Source organism: uncultured Salinicola sp. (assembly GCF_937921195.1).
Classification (GTDB): domain Bacteria; phylum Pseudomonadota; class Gammaproteobacteria; order Pseudomonadales; family Halomonadaceae; genus Salinicola.
Map to the genome: position 1 here is coordinate 1 of NZ_CALFQK010000097.1, position 20,819 is coordinate 20,819.

Below are 20,819 nucleotides of genomic sequence, written 5' to 3' on the forward strand. Positions count from 1 at the left end.
GCGTCGAGCAGGACGGCGCGACCTACACCAGCGCCGCTCCCCATGCCGTGACCAATACCGGTGGGTGGAACAACTATCAGGCCAACGACGGCATCGAGCTGGATCTGTCGGCCGGCGAGCAGACGCTCCGGCTGACCTTCAACGGCGGCGCCATGAATCTGCAGTCATTCACGCTGACCCCGGAGAACACGTTGGCGGTCGCTTCTCCAATGGCAACCAGGATGGCGAGCGAGGGGGATTCTAGCCTGATGCAGACCGCGGAACTCGAGGGGTTCGTCCCCAGCGACGATGTTGCCGTGGCCGGTGTCGATCATCCGGATACGGCAGGGTTGGCCTGAGGCATTCCGGGCCGCCGATCGGCCGGGCCTTCGCCCGGCCGGAGAGCCAGATACCGGCAGGCGACTAGCCGGACCGGTAGGCGTGGGGCATTTCGGCCAGGATACCGCGACCGCCGGACAGGGTGAGGGCGAGATCCTGGAGAGAGTCCCAGATCGGTAGCGCGATGGCGCCCTTGATGGCCAGGTCGATACGCTGGGAGAACAGCAGCAGCTTGTGCAAGCGTCGCTGCGGCAGCCGTTTGAGTGCCTGCTGATAGCCGGGGCGGCGCTTCTCGGGAATCATCGGCCGCTGCGCCTTGCAGGCGTGTTCCAGACTCTGGCCCTGATCCAGGTGCTGGAAGATCGACAGCAGAATTCGCAGCTCGCGTGTCAATGCCCACAGGATGACGGGCGCCTCGACCCCTTCCTGGCGCAGGCCGCGGACGATTCGCACGACCCGGTCGCGATCGCCCTTCAGGCAGGCGTCGGAGAGTGTGAAGACGTCGTAGCGCGCGCTACTCTCGACCCCGTTGGCGATGGCGGCGGCATCGAGACGTGCATTCGGGGGCAGCAGCAAGGCCAGCTTCTGCAGTTCCTGGTCGGCGGCGAGCAGATTGCCCTCGGTGCGTTCGCCGAGAAGGCGGGCCGCCTCCATGTCCATCGTGAAGCCATAGCGGTTGGCACGGTCGCGCATCCAGAACCCCAGCCGCTGGTGATCCACCGGCCACACCGGAACGAACAGCCCCAGTTTGTCGAGCGTCTTGAACCACTTGCTCGATTGCGCCTTGCGATCGAGTCGCTGACTGGAGAGCAGCAGCACGTTGTCGCTGGCGCCGGCCTGCTCGGCGTAGGCCTCCAGCGCCTTGCCGCCTTCCTGGCCGGGAGACTGTCCTCCCAGACGCAGTTCGATCAGCTTGCTCGAGGCGAACAGCGAGAGGCTGGATGCCGACTCCAGCAGTTGCGTCCACTGAAAGCCCGATTCGACGTGCATGACTTCCCGCTCCTCGACGCCTCGCTCCCGTGCGACCCGGCGCACGGCGTCGCAGGCCTCGAGGTGTATCAGCGGCTCGTCTCCAGCGATCATCACCACTGGCGGCAGGCGCTTGTTGAGCGACTCTTCCAGCTTGTCGGGAAAGACCTTCATGGTGTCTCGAGTGCGTCCAGCCGGTCGATCAACTGAGTGGCCGCGTCGCGTCGCAACTGTTCGATGGCGTTGGTGCGTGCCTCTTCCCCGGAGTAGATGTCATCGGTGGAGAGCAGTACCGTCGTCGACACCTCGAGCTGCTGCTGATTGAGCAGGTAGGCGCTGTCCGAGACGCGCTGGACCGAGAACGGGGCGGTCAGGGTGATCGAGGTCTCCCGGCTGCCGGAATCGGATCGCGTCAGCCGATTCTCGCCGATCCTCTCGTCGCCGAGGTTGACGCGCAGGTCGGCATCTTCCACGACCCGCGTGCCGGCGCTCTCGAGCGAGCGGCGGACTTCCTCGCTGAGCGGGGAGACGTTGGCGCTGAGGCTGAGCTCCGAAATGCCCAGGGCCGGCTGATGCAGTCCACGGAGCTGGAAGCCGCAGCCGGCCAGCACGGTCAGCGATACGGCCATCAGGCCGGCCAGGGCGGTGCGACGCATCATGAAAAGCTCCTATTCGCATGGCGGCACTGCTTCCGCAGTGCCGGGTGGGGTCCAGTGTCGACCCGTGGGGTAGCCGATAGCGCGGACATCGGTATACCGGTCGGTGATCCTTCAGTTGGCAACGACGTTGACCAGCTTACCGGGGACAACGATCACTTTGCGCACGCTCTTGCCTTCGATATGGCGCTGGACGTTCTCCTCCGCCAGGGCGAGGGACTCCACCGTGGCCTTGTCGGCCTCCGCGGGTACGTCGAGTCGGGCGCGCAGCTTGCCATTGACCTGTACCACCAGCTCCACGCTGGCCTTGACCAGGGCGTCCGCGTCCACCGTCGGCCAGGCCGCGTCGATGACCGGCTCCTGATGCCCCAGCGACAGCCACAGCGCGTGACAGGCGTGGGGGGTGATCGGTGCCAGCAGCAGAACGCAGGCTTCGATGGCTTCGCGGCTGACGGCGAGACCCTGCGGTGTGGTGTCGTCGAAACGCCCCAGCGCGTTGGTCAGCTCCATCACCGCGGCAATGGCGGTATTGAAGGTGGTCCGTCGGCCGATGTCGTCGCCCGCCTTGGCGATCGTCTCGTGGGTCTTGCGACGCAGCTCCTTCTGGGTGTCGTTCAGCGTGCCGGTTTCCAGCGGCACCGGCGTTCCCGTCGCGACATGGTCGGCGACCAGTTTCCACAGCCGCTTGAGGAAACGGTGCGCTCCCTCGACGCCGGAATCCGACCACTCCAGGGACTGTTCCGGCGGGGCGGCGAACATCATGAACAGGCGTACGGTATCCGCGCCGAAGCGGTCGATCATCGCTTGCGGATCGACGCCGTTGTTCTTCGACTTGGACATCTTCTCGATGCCGCCCATCTCGACAGGCTGGCCGTCGCTGGACAACCTGGCACGGATCGGCCGGCCCTTGTCGTCACGCTCGACCTCGACGTCGGCGGGGTTGAACCACTCCTTGCCGCCATTCGCGGTGTCGCGATAGAAGGTCTCGGCGATCACCATGCCCTGGGTCAGCAGACGCTGGAAAGGCTCGTCGCTGTGAACCAGCCCCTCGTCGCGCATCAGCTTGTGGAAGAAGCGGGCGTAGAGCAGGTGCAGGATCGCATGCTCGATACCGCCGATGTAGAGATCCACCGGCAGCCAGTAGTCGGCACGCTCGTCGAGCATCGCTTCCGGATTGTCGGCGCAGCAGAAGCGGGCGTAGTACCAGGACGACTCCATGAAGGTGTCGAAGGTATCGGTTTCGCGGGTCCAGCCGTCGCCGAGGTCGTAGAAAGCCGGCATCTTCTTCAGCGGCGAGCCGGAGGCGTCGACCTCGACTTCCATCGGCAGCGCCACGGGCAACTCGTCGTCGGTGAGCGGTACGGTCTGACCTTCGGGACCATACTTGATCGGGATCGGCGCTCCCCAATAACGCTGGCGGGCGACGCCCCAGTCGCGCAGGCGGTAGTTGATCTTGACCCGGCCACGTCCCAGCGACTCCAGCCTGGCGGCGATGGCATCGAACGCGGCTTCGAAGTCGAGCCCGTCGAACTCGCCGGAGTTGATCAGCTTGCCGTGCTCGACGAAGGCGGCGGCGGACAGGTCCGGTGCCTGCCCGTTTTCATCGGCGATGACGGGTGCGATCGGCAGCGCGTACTTGGTGGCGAACTCCCAGTCGCGCTGGTCGTGGGCGGGAACGGCCATGACCGCGCCGGTGCCGTACTCCATCAGCACGAAGTTGGCGACGAAGATCGGCACGTTGTGGCCGGTCAACGGATGGATGGCGTGGAAACCGGTGTCGCGGCCACGCTTCTCCATGGTCGCCAGTTCGGCCTCGGAGTTGCCGCCCTGCTGGCACTCGAGCAGGAACTCGGCCATGGCCGGATCGCCCTCGGCGGCGCGCCTGGCCAGCGGATGGCCGGCGGCGACGGCGACGTAGGTCACGCCGAACAGGGTGTCGGGGCGCGTGGTGTAGACATCGAGGCGCTGATCGAGGCCGTCGACGTCGAAAGAGAGTTCGACACCGCGGGATCTGCCGATCCAGTTGCGCTGCATGGTCTTGACCTGCTCGGGCCACTCGACCTCGTCGAGATCGGCCAGCAGCTCATCGGCGTAGTCGGTGATCTTGAGGAACCACAGCGGGATCTCCTTGCGCTCGACCCGAGCGCCGGAACGCCAGCCGCGACCGTCGATCACCTGCTCGTTGGCGAGTACGGTCTGGTCGACCGGGTCCCAGTTGACCGTGGACATCTTCTTGTAGACGACGCCTTTCTCGACCAGCTTGGCGAAAAACCACTGCTCCCAGCGGTAGTAGTCGACGTCGCAGGTGGCGAACTCGCGGTTCCAGTCGTAGGCGAAGCCGAGCGCCTTGAGCTGGCCGCGCATGTAGTCGATGTTCTCGTAGGTCCACTTGCCCGGCGCGACGCGGTTCTTGATCGCCGCATTCTCGGCGGGCATGCCGAAGGCGTCCCAGCCCATCGGTTGCAGCACGTTCTTGCCCTGCATGCGCTGGAAGCGCGTCACCACGTCGCCGATGGTGTAGTTGCGCACATGGCCCATGTGTAGCTTGCCGCTGGGGTAGGGGAACATCGACAGGCAGTAGAACTTCTCGCGCGCCGAGTCCTCGACGGCCTTGAAGCTCTGATGCTGGTTCCAGTATTGCTGGGCGGCGTTTTCGATCGCTTGCGGGTTGTACTGTGCGTCCATCGGTTCGGTCAGGCACCTTGCGTTCGGCGTGTGGGAGCGCCAGAGTCCCCGCGAAAAGCTATACTCATCGCAGACGAAAAGAGCGGGGTCGGCTTGATTTTTCAGGCCCACAAGCATACCCCAGACCCGCTGTTGCAGGTAGGGTCTGGGGGCGAGGCTCTCGCAACGAGGTTCTGCAATGCGCAGCACGGAGTTCGACCGGCGTCGGATTCCACCAACGCCAGAGAAGGGGATAGCCATGGACGAGCAACAGCCACGACCCGAATCGCGTTCGCGTCTCAGTGAGGCCTACGAACGTATCCTGACCCGCCTCAAGGATGGCGGGGGCGAGCTCTCCTGGGAGAGCTTCCAGCACGAGCTCGACGAGGCGGTGGCGTTCGAGTCCGAATTCGAGGAGTTCACCAAGGACGAGATGGCGCTGCTCCGGGCCTGGGTCGAGCGCGACATGCGCGACTTTCGCCAGTTCCTCGCCAAGGGCGGCGAAGGCGTCGCGACCTGGCTGGGCATCGATCTCGACGTGCTGTCCCGCCGGGTCAGCGAGGCGCTGTTCTCGATCGCCGATCGCACCACCATCGACCGGGAGCGCTTCGACGACGACCTCGAGGCGGCCCGTGCCGACTATACGGCCGGCGAGGTGGCGCTGCCGGGGCGCATGAGCTGCGTGCACTGTGGCGCGGTCGTCCTGCTCGACCAGGTGTCGCGGCTGGATGCCTGTCACGCCTGTGGTCACCGCTACTTCCAGCGTGAGTCGGGCACCGCCCAGGCCGACCCCGATCAAGGGCAGTCGTAAGGGGCCGTCCTCGTACGGCTCTGGCGAAACCAGGACTCTCGAGAAACCAGGGCTCTCGCGAAACCAGAAACGCCGGGGAACATTCGGCATCGACATAAGTCGTAACGGCATTCCACGCTGAAACCGACGAGGGACCGGATCGTGCCGAAGTCAATCCGCAAGTGGCGACGGGGTCTGCTGGCCATCGGCCTGCTGGCCGGGTTTTGCGACCCGCTTCAGGCCGATGCGCTCGCCCGGGACGCCGAGTCCATGGCGAGCGCCGGCTGCCCTGACTGGCTGCCCGAGGCGACGCGGTGTTTTACCGGCCAGGATACGCACGGCGCCTATTACTGGATCGCGATCCCCGACGGCTGGAACCACAAGCTGGTGCTCCACAGTCACGGCGGACCACGCCCCAACGCGCCTCGGCCCGACGATCCGCTCGATATCGATCTGCGCCAGTACGACGTGATGGTCCGGGAAGGCTACGCCTGGGCCGGCTCCAGCTATCGGCGAGGCGGCTATGGCGTGCGAATGGCGGCCGAGGATACCGACTATCTGCGGCGGCTTTTCGTCGCGCGCTTCGGCCAGCCCGATCGCATCTACCTTCACGGGCAGTCGTGGGGGGGCAACGTGGCCGCCAAGGCCATGGAGCTCTACGGCACGGACAAGGAGGGCCGGTACCGTTACGACGGGGCGCTGCTCACCAGCGGCGTGTTGGGGGGCGGCGCCCAGGCCTATCAGTTCCGCGCCGACCTGCGGGCGGTCTACCAGTACTACTGCGCCAACCATCCCTATCCCGGCGAACGGCAATACCCCTTGTGGGAGGGGCTGCCGAAGGGAAGCGACATGACCCCGGAAGCGCTCAACGCCCGGGTCGACGCGTGCACCGGCGCCGGGCTGCCGGCGGAGCAGCGCACGCTCGTCCAGCAGCAGACGCTGAACAATATCGTCGATGTCGTGCGGATCCCGCCGGGCACGCTGAAGGCGCACATGCGCTGGTCGACGTTCCTGTTCCAGGACATGGTCGAGCAGCGGCTCGACGGGGCAAGCCCGTTTTCGAACCGCGGCGTACGCTACCGCGGCTCGAGCAACGACGACGCGCTCAACGCGGGGATCTCCCGATTCGACGAGGATGCCCGGGCGGTCGAGAAGCTGGGCGATGATGCCGGGCTCACCGGCATGACCGATATCCCCACGGTGACCATGCACGCGATCGACGATCCGATCATCTTCGTGGAGAACGAGTGGCTCTATCGGCGGGCACGCGAGGATAGCGGGACCGCCGACAGCCTGGTCCAGATCTATACTGACGAAGCGGTGCACAGCAAGCTCTCCACGCCGCAGTACGCCGCCGCACTGGAGGCGCTGGACCGCTGGGTGGAGCGCGACCGCAAGCCCACTCCGGAGGCGATCGCCCGCTACTGCGAGACGCGGGAAGCCAGTGTCTACGAAGGGGGCTGCCATTTCGACACCGACTACGAGGTGGCTGACTGGCGCGCCAGGGTCTATGCCCGCCAGCCTTGAGCATGCGGTTTACGGTCTAGAGCGCGGGTTGCACGTCCGGCTTGGATGATCGCTGCCACTCGGCCTCGTCGGCGTCCAGCGCCCGATGCGACGACTCCGGCAGGCGTAGCCCACCCCACATCGCCAGTAGCGTGATCGCGATCAGGTAGATCGCGGGCGACAGGTTGTTGCCGGTGCGATCGATCAGCCAGGTCGCGACCAACGGCGCCGTGCCGCCGAAGATCGTGTAGGAGACGTTGTAGCAGAGCGCCGAGGCGGTGTATCGAACGCGCGTCGGGAACTGCTCCGACAGCAGCACCGCCGTCACCACGCCGCAGATTACCGCGCCCACCGCCATCAGCATCGCTCCGATCAGCGATGCCCACCACTCGCCACTGCCGGCCAGCGTATAGGCGGGGAAGACCGCCCCGATGAGGCACGCCCCGGCGGTCAGTATCGTCTTGCGGCGCCCGACCCGATCGGCATAGCGTCCCACGAATGGACACAGCGCCGCGGCGAAGAGCAGCGCGACGAGGCTGGCCAGCAGCGCCGTGGTGCGCGTGGCGTCGCCGACCACCTGCATGTAGGTCGTGAAGTAGGTCGTGAACATGTAGAACGACAGCGCCGTTACCGAGATGAAGGCGCTGAGGCTGACGATGGTGGCGCCGTGGGTGCGGACGGTCTCCTTCAGCGGCGCCTGCGGCACGGCATGCTGGGCTTTCAGGGCCTGGAAGGCGGGGGATTCGTCCAGGCGCAGGCGCATGTAGAGCCCGACCAACCCCAGCGGGGCGGCAATCAGGAACGGCACGCGCCAGCCCCAGGCGTTCAAGGCCTCCTCGGACAGCAGGGCGCTGATGGAGAAGGTCAGCGCCGCCGCGGTGGCGAAGGCCAGAAAGGTCGAGACCGGAACGAAGCTGCCGTAGCGGGCCTTGCGGCGGGTCGGCGCATGTTCCATCACGAAAGCGCAGGCGCCGGCATATTCGCCGCCGGCGGAGAAGCCCTGGACGCAGCGGGCCAGCGCCAGTGCCAGCGGCGCGAACAGCCCGACGCTGGCGTAGGTCGGCAGCACGCCGATCAGGGTGGTGGCGCCGGCCATCAGCAGCACGGTGACGGACAGTATGCGCTTGCGGCCGATCCTGTCGCCGAGCATGCCGAAGAAGATGCCGCCCAGCGGACGTAGCGCAAACGAGACCGCGAATACCGCGAATGTCTGCAACAGTGCCAGTGAATCGTCGCCGGGGGGAAAGAAATGCTGTGCGATGATCACGGCCAGAAAGCCGTAGACGGCGAAATCGAACCACTCGACGAAATTGCCGATCGCCGATGCCGCGATCACCTTGCGTAGTGTGGCCAGATCGATATCGGTCGGGGCCGAAGCGGTCGCGTTGTTATTGTTGACCGTTGCCATTGCCAGTCTCCAGGGGTTTCGAGCGAAGCTCTCAGCCTAGGGCGACCGGCGAATGACTATCGCCATTCAGGCGACGAGAAGTGTTCTGGCCACGACGCCTCCTGGGCGACAGCCCTCACGCCTGGATACCCAGCTGTTGCCTTGCCCGCTCCAGCGAATCTGCCTGTAGCCGAGCGTAGAGTTCGAACTGGTCGTGGACCGGTCGGCCAAGGGCGAGTTCGAAGGCGCTCTGGTTGGATTCGCTGGCATAGGCCTGATGCTTTGCATCGCCCAGGTTCGACTGAAAGATGCCGGCAGCGCTCACCGGCAGGAAATCCTCGTAGGTGATCGGCGTGGCTTCGATCCAGTCGGCCGCCATGGCGGCGTCGAGCGAGGATGGCACCGGCTCTCCCTTGGCCAGCTGCTGGCGGCCGCTCTCGCTGACACGGTATCGAAAGTAGGCGAGGGCGTCGCGCCGCAGCGTCTGCGGATCGTCGGGAAACGCCGAGAAGCATCCGCTCAACTGGCGCTGGTGCGCCGTATTGTCGGCCGCGGCCGGCGCCTGACGCGAGCGGGTCAGCAGCTCGTCGTAGAGCGCGCGGCCCTTGGGCGTCAGCGCCGCACCGCGCTGCTCGATCTCGCCGAAGCGGGCGGTATGGGTGCCGCTCTCGTCGCTGGCGGCGAAACGGACCGGCTCTTCCAGCGCCTTGAAGCTGGTCTGGCGCAGCAGGATGGGGCACTGGCGCCGGGGCGGGCCCTCGATGACCGCCTTGGGCGTGATGCCGTAGCCCGGCATGGCGGCCTGGGCGGCGTCGATATCCAGCGTTCGCGGGGTGAGGTGATTGATATGTGGCCCGCGGAAGCAGACCACGTCGGCCACGAGACGATGCGCGTCGTGCAGCGCCCGGTAGGTGTCATGATCGACGGTCGCGTCGCGATGCCAGCGGAAGGTCTCGAGGATTTCGTTCACGAAGCGTTCGGCCTGATCGCTGTCGAACCCGCCCTGGCGTTCGCCAATCGCGACCAGCTCCCTGGCACCGGGCGTGAAGATGTCGCGCTCGGCCAGAATCGCGGCGGCCTGGCGGCGCAGCTCGTCCTCTTCGATCAGTTCCAGGCGCAGCAGCGAGGTGAAGACCCGGAACGGGTTGCGCTTGAGCGATGCCTCATCGATGGGCCGGAATGCGGTGGAGTGGACCGGCACGCCGGCTGCCGACAGGTCGTAGTAGCTCACCGGGAACATGCCCATCAGCGCAAAGACGCGCCTGAGCATCGACAGCTCGTCGGCGGTGCCTACCCGAATCGCACCGTGGCGCTCGACGTCCAGGCGCGACGTTTCGTCGTGGGCGTCAAACTGGGCCGCCAGCGCCGGGTCCGCCTCGAGGGTCCTGCGGTTGATGTCGGCGACCAGTTTCAGCAGATCGCCATACTGCGGCACCTCCTGGCGATACATGTCGGACATGGCTTGCGAAAAGGCGCTGCGGATATCGTCGGGGGAGACCAGTGGCAGTGTCATGGCAGACTCGATGACCGGAAATGAAGACCTTCATCCAACGCTATCGGTGCCCTGGAGGCAAGCGACAGGAGTCGGCCTGGAACCAATCGATAAACGCGCGTCGCATATTGGAAAAGCGGAGGAGAGTATGGGGGGGAAGAGGGAAGAGGGAAGAAAGAAGAGAGGAGAGAGGAATGGCTGGTGCGGAGGGATCGTCTCGAAAGGATGGCGCCGCCATCCACCGGGTTCGAAAAGGAATCCCGGCGGCGTGGCGGCGGCGTCGATGGGGCGTTTCAGGGCGATTGGCGCGTCTTCCAGACCAGCGCCGGAGCCAGCAGCAGCAACGAGAGTAGCCAGGTCGGCCAGCTACCGGTGCGAGTGAACGGCGTCAGCCCGGTCATCGGGACGATATCGCCGACGACGCTGGCGGTCGCGAACTGGGGAGCGCGCTCCCGCAGACGGCCCTGGTCGTCGATGATCGCGGTCACGCCGTTGCTGGTGGCGCGGACGACGTAGCGACCGTTCTCGAGCGCTCGCAGGCGTGCCATCTGCAGGTGCTGCAACGGACCGATCGAGCGGCCGAACCAGGTATCGTTGGAAACCGTCAGCAGGACGTTGGCGTCTCGCGCCCGCTCCGCAACCAGGTCGGGGTAGACGATCTCGTAGCAGATGGCGCTGCCGATGGCGACACCGTGGGTCAGGATCGGCGGTTGGGAGTCGGCGCCCGCGGCGAAGTCCGACATCGGCAGGTCGAAGAAGTCGATGATCCCGCGCAGCAGGAAGTCCAGCGGCAGGAATTCGCCGAACGGCACCAGATGGCTCTTGCGATACTCGCCGCGGACATCGCCGACGCCAGTGATCGCATTGTAGTAGCGTCCCGCTTCGTCACGCTGAACGATACCCGTCAGCAGCGAGGTCTCCGGCGGCAGCGTCGACTGCAGGCGGGCCATGAACGGCCGGGCCTGGCGCTCGAACATCGGCAGCGCGGTCTCCGGCCACACGATGATGTCGACATCGTCGGGTTGTTCGCGGGTCATCCGGGTATAGGTGTTGACGGCGTTGCGCTGCCCCTCGGGACTCCACTTGGAGAGCTGGGGGAGATTGCCCTGCAGCAGCGCGACTCGCAGCGGATCCGCCGCCGGCGTGGTCCAGTGGCTGGGCAGCGCCAGCGGCGCCAGCCAGAGCAGGGCGATCGGGGCTGCCGCCCACCAGCGCCGGCGGCAGAACTCGACCAGTAGCGTGCCCGTGAGGGCGACGATCAACGACAGCAGATAGACGCCGCCGACGGGCGCCCATGGCGCCAGCGGGGAATCGACCTGGGCACTGCCCAGCAGCAGCCAGGGAAAGCCGGTGAAGGCCCAGCTGCGGAAGGCCTCTCCCAGCACCCAGATACCGGCAAAGCTGAGAAAGGCGAGCCGGGATGAGGTGAAGCGGCGGTAGAGACCGAAGACGAAGGCGTGGAACAGCGCCAGCGTGCCGACGAACAGCGCTGTCAGGAACAGCGCCAGCGGTACGCCGGTGTAGCCGTAGTCGTGGATCGAGACGTAGACCCAGGAAGTACCGGTACCGAATAGCCCGACCCCGAACAGCCAGCCGCGAAGCGCTGCCTGGCCGACGCTCAGGCGGTGCTGGCCGAGATACATCAGGGCCACCGCCACCGGCCCCAGCCACCACAGGTGGAAGGGCGCGAAGGAGAGCGTGGAGAACCCGCCGGCGACCAGCGCAGCAAGATAGCCAGGCCATGGGCGGCGGGAGGAAATCAACGGCTTGGCTTGCGGCATGTCGAGGGCACTCCTGGCGAAAAGTGCCCCTTATATCAAAGTTGCCGGTCAAATGCGCCAAGTGGTTGCGACCCGTTCAGGCCGGATCGCTCAGCTCTCGATCCGACGCGGAGTTTCGCTCTCGATTTCGACCGGTACGGGTTTGGCCTGCAGCAGACGAATGCGGCGGTTGTCGGCGTTGAGAACCGTGAATCGCCATTCGCCGAGATCGGTATGCTCGTTGCGGCCGGGCAGATGGCCGAAACGCTGCATGATCAGACCGCCGACGGTATCGAACTCGTCATCGGAGAATTCGGTATCGAAGTGTTCGTTGAAGTCCTCGATCGGCGTCAGTGCGCGCACGGCGTAGGTGCCGTCGCCCATGTCGCGAATGTCTTCCTCTTCATCGGTATCGTGCTCGTCCTCGATATCGCCGACGATCTGCTCGAGGATGTCCTCGATGGTGACGATGCCGGCGGTGCCGCCGTACTCGTCGACCACGATCGCCATGTGATTGTGGGTATCGCGGAACTCCTTGAGCAGACTGTTGAGTCGCTTGGACTCGGGCACGAACATCGCCGGACGCAGCACGTCCCGCAGCTCGAAGGCTTCGCGTTCCTGGCTGTTGCCCTTGAGCAACGGCAGCAGGTCCTTGACCAGCAGGATGCCGAGCACGTCATCGAGGTTGTCGTCGATCACCGGATAGCGGGAATGGGCGGTCTCCAGAATGATCGGCAGGCAATCCTCCGGTCGCTGCGTCACGCTGATCGCAGTGACCTGGGAGCGGGGGATCATGACTTCGCGAACCTGCTGGTCGCTGATCTGGAAGGCGCCCTCGATGATGGTCAGCGCATCCTGATCCAGGTTCAGGCGGGGACCAGCCTCGCGCAGGAAGGTGAGTAGCTCCTCACGGGAGCTGGGTTCATCGAAATCGCTGGAGAAGGTACTGATGAGTTTTTCAAGCCAGGATCGACTGCCCTGGCTACTCGATCGGTCTTCGCTCATGACTGTGGTCTCTTGTCCTCGGATGACGCACGGAAGGGGAAAGTGATATCGCTCCGGGGCGTCCGGCTGGGTGATGAAGACGCCACGGCACGCGCGTACCCGATGGCGGGACGCGTCGAATCGATGATCGATATCCAGAGGGGGCCGTCCGCAATCCGGAGGCGGCCAGGCGGAGGCTCGTCGGGCTGTTCGGCCGTCGGGGCCGGGGTCTCGCTGGATCGTTCCCAGTGAAGGCAGGAAGATCTCGTCGGTGTCGGCATGGCACTGAGTGTCGGAGTTGTGTGTCGAAGTCTAGGCATCGGGTATCGGATCGGTGTCGCGATAGGGGTCCGCAATGCCGAACCGGGCGAGCAGCGCACGCTCCAGCGCCTCCATTCGCTCGGCTTCCTCGTCATCTATATGGTCATAGCCGAGCAAATGCAAGCCGCCATGTATTACCAGATGGGCGTAGTGGTCGTGGGTCGACTTGCCCTGGTCCCGCGCTTCGCGCACCACGATCTCGTGGCAGATGACCAGATCGCCGAGCAGCGGCAGCTCGAGCCCGGGGGGCGCCTCGAACGGGAAGGAGAGCACGTTGGTCGGGCTGTCCTTTCCCCGATAGTCGCGATTGAGCTGCCGGCTCTCGTCGCATTCGACGAAGCGGATGGTCAATTCGCTGCGCGGATCCGCCTCGTGCTCGAGCACCGCCGTCATCCAGCGTTCGAGGTCGGCTGCTTCGGGTAGTTCGGCTTCGGCCTGTTCGCCGACGGCGACCTGGCGATCGATCTCGAGGCTCATGAATCGTCTTGATCCCGCTGGGTTTCGGCATCGAGACGCGCCTGGCGGCGATCCTCGCGGCGCTGGCGCTGTGCTGCCTCCTCCGTCGCCTCGTGGATGTCGTAGGCCTCGATGATGCGTTGCACCAGCGGATGGCGGACGACGTCCTTGGGGGCGAACTGGGTGATGCCGATACCCGCGGTATCGCGCAGCACCTCGAGAACATGGATCAGCCCCGAGCTCGAGCCCCGCGGCAGATCGACCTGCGTCGCATCGCCGGTAATGACGGCGGTCGAGCCGAAGCCGATGCGGGTCAGGAACATCTTCATCTGCTCGCGGGTCGTGTTCTGGCTCTCGTCGAGGATGATGAAGGCGTTGTTGAGCGTTCGTCCGCGCATGTAGGCCAGCGGCGCGATCTCGATGATCTGGCGCTCGATCAGCTTGTTGACGTGCTCGAAGCCCAGCATTTCGTAAAGCGCATCGTAGAGCGGACGCAGATAGGGATCGATCTTCTGGGCCAGGTCGCCGGGCAGGAAGCCGAGCTTCTCGCCGGCCTCGACGGCGGGGCGCACCAGCAGGATGCGTCTGACTTCCTGACGGTTCAGCGCTTCGACTGCCGCCGCGACCGCTAGATAGGTCTTGCCGGTACCCGCGGGGCCGATGCCGAAGTTGATGTCATGGCGGCGGATGCTGGCGACATAGCCCTGCTGGTTGAAGCCACGCGGTTTGATCAGTGTCCGTGGCGTACGAATCAGCAGGCCGCCGGCTTCGATATCGCCGGTCTCTTCTTCCATTGCCTCGACGCCCGACTCCTGCAGGTAGAGGTGCACGGTGTCCGGCGTCAGTTCGTCGGCTTCGGTCTCGCGATAGAGGTGCTCGAGCACGTTCGCCGCCGCCTTGACGCCGGCATCCGGACCGGCGAGCTGAAAGACGTTGCCGCGATTGCGCAGGGTCACGCCCATGCGCGCCTCGACGAGCTTCAGGTGTTCATCGCGCTGGCCACAGAGATTGGCCAGGCGCATGGGGTCGTTGGGTTCGAGTGTCAGGGACACGACGCGGTTGTCGGACTGCTGGTCTTGGGTCAACGCAAAGAGATCCGTTGGAGTGGAAAAGTATCGTCAGCTTACTGCGCCGCTTCCGGTCGGAGCAATGATCGTGATCAACTCCGGCCCGCATCGCTCGCGTGGGGGGCGAACGGCGGGCTGCGGGAGTGCGGTGGCTGTAAGCGGGCGCGTAGAGGCGGAGCAGGCGCGCCTCTCCACGCGCCGCGTCAATGGCGCTCGGAAGAGGCCAGCTCGCCGCGCAACGAATTGGGAAGCGCTTCGGTGATGGTGACATCGACGAAGTAGCCGATGAGCGATGTCGGATCCTCGGCCCGGAAGTTGACGACACGGTTGTTCTCGGTCCGGCCCGACAGCTGCCCGGGGTCCTTGGGCGAGAAGCCGGTCACCAGGATCCGCTCGCGGTTGCCGACCATGCGGCGGCTGATCTGCTGGGTCTGCTGGTTGAGTCGGTCCTGCAGGATCGCCAGCCGCTGCTTCTTGGTCTCCACCGACGTCTCGTCCGGCAGACTGGAAGCGGGCGTGCCGGGGCGCTTGGAGTAGATGAAGCTGAACGACGCATCGAAGCCGATGCGGTGGATCAGGTCCATGGTGTCCTCGAAGTCGGCGTCGGTCTCGCCGGGGAAGCCGATGATGAAGTCCGAGGAGAAGCTGATGTCCGGGCGCAGGGCGCGAATGCGCTCGAGCTTGTCGATATACATGTCGCGCCCGTGTCCGCGTTTCATGGCCGCCAGGATGCGGTCCGAGCCCGATTGCACCGGCAGGTGCAGATGGCTGACCAGTTCCGGGATCTCGCCGTAGGCTTCGATCAGGCTGTCGGAGAATTCGACCGGGTGCGAGGTGGTGAAGCGAATGCGGTCGATGCCGTCCACCGCCGCCACGCAGGCGATCAGTTCCGCCAGGTCGATCTCGTCGCCGCCCGCGTCGAGCCCGCGGTAGGCGTTGACGTTCTGGCCCAGCAGATTGATCTCGCGAACGCCCTGGTCGGCCAGATGCACGACCTCCTCCATCACCGACTCGAAGGGCCTCGACACCTCTTCGCCGCGGGTATAGGGGACGACACAGAAAGTGCAGTACTTGGAGCAACCTTCCATGATCGAGACGAACGCCGTGGCGCCGTCGGATTTCGGCTTGGGCAGATGGTCGAACTTCTCGATCTCGGGGAAGGTGACGTCCACCGTCTGGATCGGCGTCGCACTCTTACTGCGCGCGTCGAGCATAGTCGGCAGCCGGTGCAGCGTCTGCGGGCCGAACACCATGTCGACATGCGGTGCGCGCTTGCGGATGTTCTCGCCTTCCTGGCTGGCCACGCAGCCGCCTACGCCGATGACCAGATCCGGGTTCGCGGCCTTCAGCTTTTTCCAGCGCCCGAGCTGGTGGAACACCTTCTCCTGTGCCTTTTCGCGAATCGAGCAGGTGTTGAGCAGGATGACGTCGGCCTCACCCTCCTTGTCGGTGAGTTCCAGACGATGAGATTCGCCGAGCAGGTCCGCGATGCGGGCGGAGTCGTACTCGTTCATCTGACAGCCGTGGGTCTTGATGAACAGCTTCTTCGTCATAGGTTGCGTTGCTGCGGCCATGCGCGCGTCACCGATGCCCCGTGGAGGATGAGAAAAATAGCCGGAACCGGCTGCCGGCGTGGAGTCGCTGCCGGGCCGTGCTTCCTCGAGAACGCGGCATTATACGGGCGATGGAGCGATACAGCCAACCCGTGTCGCTCGCATGGCGTGGCGGCTGTGGTACCCTTGCGCCTATTTGCGACGCCATGATCCGGGACCGAGTACCCGCGAGCCTGGCAGATGTTATCGAGAGAGCCGTTAGTCTATGCCCAGTAAGCCGATCTATCGGGTAGTGTTTCACAATCAGGGTGAAGTGTGGGAACTCTACGCCAGGGAGATCTTCCAAAGCGATCTGTGGGGCTTCATCGAGATCGAGTCCTTCGTGTTCGAGGACCAGACCAAAGTGGTCGTCGACCCCGGCGCCGAGAAACTGCGCCGGACCTTCGATGGCGTCAATCGCAGCTATATCCCCTACAGTGCGATCGTGCGTATCGATGAGGTGGAGCGAGGTGGCGCGGCCAAGGCGGTCAAGGCCGAAGGCAACGTCACCGAGTTCCCGCGGCCCATGGCCTGGCCGCCCAGGGATGACGGCTGAGACGACAGCTGGAAACGCCACGGGTTGGTCAGTTTTTCACCAGTTTGTCGCGAATGCCTGGGCAGCCGGTGAATGACGTCACTGTTACGCAAGTTGTCCAAATGGTTATCCACAGAAGGTGTGGATGATTGGTTCATCGCTCTCGCAGGAGGCGAGATGCGGTCTCATCGTCGCCCGATTCATCGTTGCGTGAATACGAGATGCCCAACCGTTATCGATTAGCCACTTAAGATCACGACGATATGTTGAAAATTCGAAATCTAGTCATGGGATGTGCCTTGAGTGCAGCTCTGTTCTCCGCTTCCGCCCTGGCGCAGGATGGCCACTGGGTCAGCGACTCCCTGACCACGTTCGTGCGCAGCGGGCCGACCGACGGCTATCGCATCGTGGGGACGCTCACCAGTGGCGATCCGGTCACGGTGCTGCAGACCCAGGGTGACTACACCCAGGTCCGTGGCCCGGATGGCGATGAAGTGTGGGTGCAGTCCCAGTTCATCCAGGACCAGCCCAGCGCCCAGCAGCAGCTACCGGCGCTGCAGAAGAAGGTCGACCAGTTGACCACGCGCCTCGATGGCATCGACGACGAGTGGAACCAGCGGGTTGCCGACATGCGCAACGAACTGAAGGACCGCCAGGCTCAGGTCGATGAGCTCCAGGCCACCAACAATCAGCTCAACCAGGCTTACTCCCAGTCCGAAAGCAAGATGCGCGAGATGCAGGCGCGTCTGGACACCCAGGAGGAAGACCTGCTGATGCGCTACTTCATGTATGGCGGCGGCGTCGCTGGGGCGGGCCTGATTCTGGGGCTGATCGTTCCGCATCTGCCTCGCCGCCGTCGCAAGCGCGACCGCTGGTTCTGAGCCTGCGGGGGCGACGGGCATGAGCGGGACGGACTGGTTGCAGCGCTGGCGGCAGGGGCGCATCGGCTTCCACCGCGAGTCGCCGCATCCGGCGCTGGAGGCTTTCTGGCACCGGCTCGAGTTGGGTGGCGGCGCCAAGATTCTGGTGCCGCTGTGCGGCAAAAGCCGCGACATGCGCTGGCTGGTCGAGCGCGGCAACCCGGTGCTGGGAATCGAGCTGTCTCCACTGGCCATCGAACAGTTCATCGCGGAGGAGCAGCTTGTCGCGGAGAAGAGGCGGGCGGCGCTGCGTTATCGCCAGTCCGGCTTCGAGTGCACCCGCCTGGGGCGTGTCGAGCTGTGGTGTGGCGATTTCTTCCACTTCCAGGTGGAGCAGGCCGCCGAACTGGCGGGCTTCTACGACCGTGCCGCCCTGATCGCGCTGCCGCCCGCCACGCGTCAACGCTACGCCCACCACCTGGCCCAGCTGTTGCTGCCCGGCACGCGCGGCCTGCTGATTACCCTGATCCACGACGACCCCGACCGGGGCCCGCCGTTCAGCGTGACCCACGCCGAGGTCGAGGCGCTGATGGCGCCGAATTTCGAGCTGGTGCTGTGCGACGTCGCTGCGGCCGCCGATGGCATGGTCGAGAGCGTCTGGCAACTGACCCGGCGCGGTCCCGCCCGCCAGGCGAGGCCCGGCCCCGTCCAGAGATGGACACCGGCAAACGACGAACCGCCTGTCACGTCACCGTGACAGGCGGTTCGTCGTTGCGGCATGCCGATGATGGCACGCGCGCTCCCCCGGCAGTCAGCGGGCCAGCAGGTTGGCCAGCTGCTGGTCGCGGAACGTCCGGTCGAGGGCATTGCTCAACAGTTCACTCACCATGCGGTTGTTGGTATCCCAGTCCGGCTTGAGTGCGTAGCTCTGTGAGCGTTTGGCGGTGTAGCGGCCGGTATAGGTGTTGCCGCCGTTGTCGACTTCCGCCTGGATGACCGCCTGCAGCTGCGAGGCGCCCAGTAGCGGCTGCTCGGCCGTGCCGCGCGCGTAGTTCAGCTCCGACAGGGTCAGGGTCAGGGCGGGGCCGCCATCGTTCTGGTTGGTGGGATTGAAGCCCATGCTCCGCAGGGCATTCTCTGCCTGGGCGCGAATCTTGGGAATCACGTCGTGGGCTTCGACGGTAATCGTCGATGTCGACGAGGCCGTTCCCGAACGGGTGCCGATGACGCTGCTGTCCCGTCCGTCGACCACTTCGAGGGCGACCGACTGCCCGTTGCCGGTGTGCGGGAAGTCGCCGCTCACCTTGGGACTCACGGACAAGATCTGTGGACTCTGCGCACACGCCGTCAGCAGGCCGAGCAGCAGCATTGTGGCCGTGCACTTGAGTGCAAACCATTGACGCATAACAGTGAACCTCTCGAATCATGGGAACGGACAAGGCCCATTATAGACACCGCTTGTCCGTTTCCGGAACGTCAATGGGCGCATCGCCCAGCTCGCCGGCGCGGTCCGGTTCAGGAGGTCGCCAGCGGTGCCAGTGTCTGCGGTCGTGGCGTGTCGAAGCGATGCAGGCGGCTGGGCTTTGCGAAAAGACGCCTGCCTCGTTTCACATCCAGACGCTCGAATTCGGCGTGACCGATGGTGGCCAGCCAGGGTTCGCCGAGCCAGTCGGCCTCCAGCTCGAGGCGGACCTCGGCGCCGACCGGGACGACGGCCGTGACGCTGACCGGGAGATGCGCGCGGGTATCGGGCTGGTCCTCCAGCCGGATCTCGTGAGGTCGCAGCAACAGCTCCTGGCGGCCATTCTCGACGCCGGGTACCGCAACGCGTGCGTCGCCGCAGGTCAGGACCTCGTCTTCGACATCGCCCTCGAGCCGGTTGACGTCTCCCAGGAACTCGAACACGAACTGGTTGGCGGGTTGGCGATAGAGGGTGTCCGGCGTGGCGATCTGCTCGACCCGGCCGTTGCTCATCACCACCACCCGATCCGACAGCTCCAGCGCCTCTTCCTGATCGTGGGTCACGAACAGGCTGGTGAAGTGGAGTTCTTCATGGAGATGACGCAGCCACCGGCGTAGCTCCTGGCGAACCTTGGCGTCCAGTGCGCCGAACGGCTCGTCGAGCAGCAGCACGTCGGGCTTCAGGGCCAGGGCGCGGGCCAGCGAGACGCGCTGTTGCTGGCCGCCGGAGAGCTGAGCCGGGAAGCGCTGGGCGAAATCCTGCAGCCGGACCATCTCCAGCAGTTGCATGACCCGCGAGCGGATCTCGCCGCTGGAGGGCCGCGTGGCCCTCGGCATGGCGGTGAGACCGAAGGCGACGTTGTCGAACACGCTCATGTGGCGAAACAGCGCGTAGTGCTGGAACACGAAGCCGATGCGCCGGTCGCGCACGTGCACCCGGGTCACGTCGCGGTCGCCGAAGTGGATCGAGCCGCCGTCGGCCTGTTCCAGGCCCGCGACGATGCGCAGCAGCGTGGTCTTGCCGGAACCGGAAGGGCCGAGTAGCCCGATCAACTCGCCATCGTGAATGTCGAGATCGATGGGCTCCAGGGCGCGGGTGCGCCCATAAGTCTTGTCGATCTGCGAGATGCGAATACTCATGTCGCGGTCTCCCGGCGCGCGGCGCGCCATTCGAGTGCGGCCTTGGCGGCCAACGTCAGCAGTGCCAGCAGTGCCAGCAGCGAGGCGCTGGTGAAGGCACCGACGGTGTTGTAGTCCTGGTAGAGCTGCTCGACCTGTAGCGGCAGAGTGTTGGTCTGGCCACGAATCGCCCCGGCGACCACCGACACCGCGCCGAATTCACCCACGGCGCGGGCGTTGGTCAGAATCACGCCGTAGAGCAGCGCATGGCGGATGTTCGGCAGCGTCACGCGACGAAAGATCGTCCAGCCGGAAGCGCCGAGGGTGACCGCGGCTTCCTCCTCGCGAGAGCCCTGCGCCTGCATCAGCGGAATCAGCTCCCGCGCCACGAACGGGCAGGTGACGAACAGCGTCACCAGCACGATGCCCGGCCAGGCGAACATGATCTGAATATCGTGGGCGTCGAGCCAGCCGCCGAGCCAGCCATTGCGGCCATAAAGCAGCAGATAGACGAGGCCCGCCACCACCGGCGAGACCGCGAACGGAATATCGATCAGCGTCTGCAGCAGGCGCCGGCCGGGGAAATCGAAGCGCGTCACCAGCCAGGCCAGGAACACCCCGAAGATCAGGTTGACCGGCACCGTGATCGCCGCCACCAGCAGGGTCAGGCCGATGGCGGAGAGGGTGTAGGCATTGCTGAGGTTTTGCCAATAGACGTCGATGCCGCTCATCAATGCCTGGGCGAAGATCGCCACCAGCGGCAGCAGCAGGAACAGCGCCGTCAGCGCCAGCGCCGTGCCGATCAGCAGTCGGCGGACACGCGGTGCATCACCGATACGAATCATCAGCCGCGCCCTCCATGCAGTCGCTTGATGAAGCGGC

The 20,819-nt window shown here is 65.3% G+C and carries 19 protein-coding genes; 6 read left to right on the forward strand and 13 right to left on the reverse strand.

From position 1 onward, the window contains the following. A partial coding sequence (locus Q0602_RS08485) for a carbohydrate-binding protein (protein ID WP_298841524.1) occupies positions 1 to 338 on the forward strand: 338 nt, incomplete at its 5' end. Positions 339 to 402: 64 nt separating this feature from the next. Here Q0602_RS08485 and holA read toward each other — a convergent pair. The 3 genes from holA to leuS form a co-directional block, all read right to left on the reverse strand. After that, a complete protein-coding gene (holA, locus tag Q0602_RS08490; RefSeq protein ID WP_298841525.1) occupies positions 403 to 1,461 on the reverse strand; it encodes a DNA polymerase III subunit delta in 1,059 nt (352 codons plus the stop codon). Continuing rightward, entirely contained in the window at positions 1,458 to 1,946 is a 489-nt protein-coding gene (lptE, locus tag Q0602_RS08495) for an LPS assembly lipoprotein LptE (RefSeq protein ID WP_298841527.1), read from the reverse strand. The genes holA and lptE overlap by 4 nt, the downstream gene beginning before the upstream one ends. Positions 1,947 to 2,057: 111 nt before the next feature. Further along, the gene (gene leuS, locus Q0602_RS08500; protein ID WP_295036679.1) at positions 2,058 to 4,628 is read right to left on the reverse strand and encodes a leucine--tRNA ligase; all 2,571 of its coding nucleotides are present in this window, start codon (positions 4,626 to 4,628) and stop codon (positions 2,058 to 2,060) included. Positions 4,629 to 4,866: 238 nt separating this feature from the next. On the opposite strand from leuS, the gene Q0602_RS08505 reads away from it, so the two are divergent. After that, positions 4,867 to 5,418 (forward strand): zinc ribbon-containing protein, encoded by a 552-nt coding sequence (locus tag Q0602_RS08505; protein WP_295036681.1) that lies wholly within the window; start codon positions 4,867 to 4,869, stop codon positions 5,416 to 5,418. A 141-nt stretch (positions 5,419 to 5,559) separates the two neighbouring features. Further along, positions 5,560 to 6,924 (forward strand): hypothetical protein, encoded by a 1,365-nt coding sequence (locus tag Q0602_RS08510; RefSeq protein WP_298841530.1) that lies wholly within the window; start codon positions 5,560 to 5,562, stop codon positions 6,922 to 6,924. Positions 6,925 to 6,940: 16 nt separating this feature from the next. Here Q0602_RS08510 and Q0602_RS08515 read toward each other — a convergent pair whose 3' ends face one another. From Q0602_RS08515 to miaB, 7 genes are all read right to left on the reverse strand, one after another. Continuing rightward, on the reverse strand, positions 6,941 to 8,311 hold the full coding sequence (locus Q0602_RS08515) for an MFS transporter (protein WP_298841532.1): 1,371 nt from the start codon (positions 8,309 to 8,311) through the stop codon (positions 6,941 to 6,943). A gap of 115 nt (positions 8,312 to 8,426) precedes the next feature. Then, a complete protein-coding gene (locus Q0602_RS08520; protein ID WP_298841534.1) occupies positions 8,427 to 9,803 on the reverse strand; it encodes a VOC family protein in 1,377 nt (458 codons plus the stop codon). A 272-nt stretch (positions 9,804 to 10,075) separates the two neighbouring features. Beyond that, on the reverse strand, positions 10,076 to 11,563 hold the full coding sequence (lnt, locus tag Q0602_RS08525; protein ID WP_295036691.1) for an apolipoprotein N-acyltransferase: 1,488 nt from the start codon (positions 11,561 to 11,563) through the stop codon (positions 10,076 to 10,078). Positions 11,564 to 11,653: 90 nt separating this feature from the next. After that, on the reverse strand, positions 11,654 to 12,547 hold the full coding sequence (locus tag Q0602_RS08530; RefSeq protein ID WP_298841539.1) for an HlyC/CorC family transporter: 894 nt from the start codon (positions 12,545 to 12,547) through the stop codon (positions 11,654 to 11,656). A gap of 291 nt (positions 12,548 to 12,838) precedes the next feature. Further along, positions 12,839 to 13,324, reverse strand: a complete 486-nt coding sequence (ybeY, locus tag Q0602_RS08535) for an rRNA maturation RNase YbeY (protein ID WP_298841542.1) — start codon at positions 13,322 to 13,324, stop codon at positions 12,839 to 12,841. After that, the gene (locus Q0602_RS08540) at positions 13,321 to 14,325 is read right to left on the reverse strand and encodes a PhoH family protein (protein WP_295036705.1); all 1,005 of its coding nucleotides are present in this window, start codon (positions 14,323 to 14,325) and stop codon (positions 13,321 to 13,323) included. Before Q0602_RS08540 ends, ybeY begins: the two co-directional genes overlap by 4 nt. Positions 14,326 to 14,573: 248 nt before the next feature. Then, entirely contained in the window at positions 14,574 to 15,923 is a 1,350-nt protein-coding gene (miaB, locus tag Q0602_RS08545) for a tRNA (N6-isopentenyl adenosine(37)-C2)-methylthiotransferase MiaB (protein WP_298841545.1), read from the reverse strand. A 265-nt stretch (positions 15,924 to 16,188) separates the two neighbouring features. Here miaB and Q0602_RS08550 point away from each other — a divergent pair, with 265 nt between their 5' ends. The 3 genes from Q0602_RS08550 to Q0602_RS08560 all read left to right on the forward strand — a co-directional run bounded on the left by Q0602_RS08550 (position 16,189) and on the right by Q0602_RS08560 (position 18,114). Further along, the gene (locus Q0602_RS08550; RefSeq protein ID WP_149435606.1) at positions 16,189 to 16,518 is read left to right on the forward strand and encodes a DUF1820 family protein; all 330 of its coding nucleotides are present in this window, start codon (positions 16,189 to 16,191) and stop codon (positions 16,516 to 16,518) included. A 278-nt stretch (positions 16,519 to 16,796) separates the two neighbouring features. Next, positions 16,797 to 17,378: a TIGR04211 family SH3 domain-containing protein gene (locus Q0602_RS08555; protein WP_338100606.1), complete on the forward strand. Its 582-nt coding sequence runs from the start codon at positions 16,797 to 16,799 to the stop codon at positions 17,376 to 17,378. A gap of 19 nt (positions 17,379 to 17,397) precedes the next feature. After that, the gene (locus Q0602_RS08560; RefSeq protein WP_298841550.1) at positions 17,398 to 18,114 is read left to right on the forward strand and encodes a thiopurine S-methyltransferase; all 717 of its coding nucleotides are present in this window, start codon (positions 17,398 to 17,400) and stop codon (positions 18,112 to 18,114) included. Positions 18,115 to 18,168: 54 nt separating this feature from the next. Here the strand turns inward: Q0602_RS08560 and Q0602_RS08565 are convergent, their stop codons facing one another. From Q0602_RS08565 to cysW, 3 genes are all read right to left on the reverse strand, one after another. Then, the gene (locus tag Q0602_RS08565) at positions 18,169 to 18,762 is read right to left on the reverse strand and encodes a YajG family lipoprotein (RefSeq protein ID WP_298841553.1); all 594 of its coding nucleotides are present in this window, start codon (positions 18,760 to 18,762) and stop codon (positions 18,169 to 18,171) included. 110 nt (positions 18,763 to 18,872) lie between these two features. Next, positions 18,873 to 19,958, reverse strand: coding sequence for a TOBE-like domain-containing protein (locus Q0602_RS08570; protein WP_298841556.1), 1,086 nt, complete (start codon positions 19,956 to 19,958; stop codon positions 18,873 to 18,875). Then, complete coding sequence (cysW, locus tag Q0602_RS08575) at positions 19,955 to 20,782, reverse strand: sulfate ABC transporter permease subunit CysW (RefSeq protein ID WP_298841559.1); 828 nt, start codon at positions 20,780 to 20,782, stop codon at positions 19,955 to 19,957. Before cysW ends, Q0602_RS08570 begins: the two co-directional genes overlap by 4 nt. Between the last annotated feature and the right edge of the window lie 37 nt (positions 20,783 to 20,819).

Excerpts from the sequence above, each read along its gene's own strand:
- holA (WP_298841525.1), bottom strand. The coding sequence starts at position 1,461 with ATGAAGGTCTTTCCCGACAAGCTGGAAGAGTCGCTCAACAAGCGCCTG.
- lptE (WP_298841527.1), bottom strand. The coding sequence starts at position 1,946 with ATGATGCGTCGCACCGCCCTGGCCGGCCTGATGGCCGTATCGCTGACC.
- leuS (WP_295036679.1), bottom strand. The coding sequence starts at position 4,628 with ATGGACGCACAGTACAACCCGCAAGCGATCGAAAACGCCGCCCAGCAA.
- Q0602_RS08505 (WP_295036681.1), top strand. The coding sequence starts at position 4,867 with ATGGACGAGCAACAGCCACGACCCGAATCGCGTTCGCGTCTCAGTGAG.
- Q0602_RS08515 (WP_298841532.1), bottom strand. The coding sequence starts at position 8,311 with ATGGCAACGGTCAACAATAACAACGCGACCGCTTCGGCCCCGACCGAT.
- Q0602_RS08520 (WP_298841534.1), bottom strand. The coding sequence starts at position 9,803 with ATGACACTGCCACTGGTCTCCCCCGACGATATCCGCAGCGCCTTTTCG.
- lnt (WP_295036691.1), bottom strand. The coding sequence starts at position 11,563 with ATGCCGCAAGCCAAGCCGTTGATTTCCTCCCGCCGCCCATGGCCTGGC.
- Q0602_RS08530 (WP_298841539.1), bottom strand. The coding sequence starts at position 12,547 with ATGAGCGAAGACCGATCGAGTAGCCAGGGCAGTCGATCCTGGCTTGAA.
- ybeY (WP_298841542.1), bottom strand. The coding sequence starts at position 13,324 with ATGAGCCTCGAGATCGATCGCCAGGTCGCCGTCGGCGAACAGGCCGAA.
- Q0602_RS08540 (WP_295036705.1), bottom strand. The coding sequence starts at position 14,325 with ATGCGCCTGGCCAATCTCTGTGGCCAGCGCGATGAACACCTGAAGCTC.
- miaB (WP_298841545.1), bottom strand. The coding sequence starts at position 15,923 with ATGACGAAGAAGCTGTTCATCAAGACCCACGGCTGTCAGATGAACGAG.
- Q0602_RS08550 (WP_149435606.1), top strand. The coding sequence starts at position 16,189 with ATGCCCAGTAAGCCGATCTATCGGGTAGTGTTTCACAATCAGGGTGAA.
- Q0602_RS08560 (WP_298841550.1), top strand. The coding sequence starts at position 17,398 with ATGAGCGGGACGGACTGGTTGCAGCGCTGGCGGCAGGGGCGCATCGGC.
- Q0602_RS08565 (WP_298841553.1), bottom strand. The coding sequence starts at position 18,762 with ATGCGTCAATGGTTTGCACTCAAGTGCACGGCCACAATGCTGCTGCTC.
- Q0602_RS08570 (WP_298841556.1), bottom strand. The coding sequence starts at position 19,958 with ATGAGTATTCGCATCTCGCAGATCGACAAGACTTATGGGCGCACCCGC.
- cysW (WP_298841559.1), bottom strand. The coding sequence starts at position 20,782 with ATGATTCGTATCGGTGATGCACCGCGTGTCCGCCGACTGCTGATCGGC.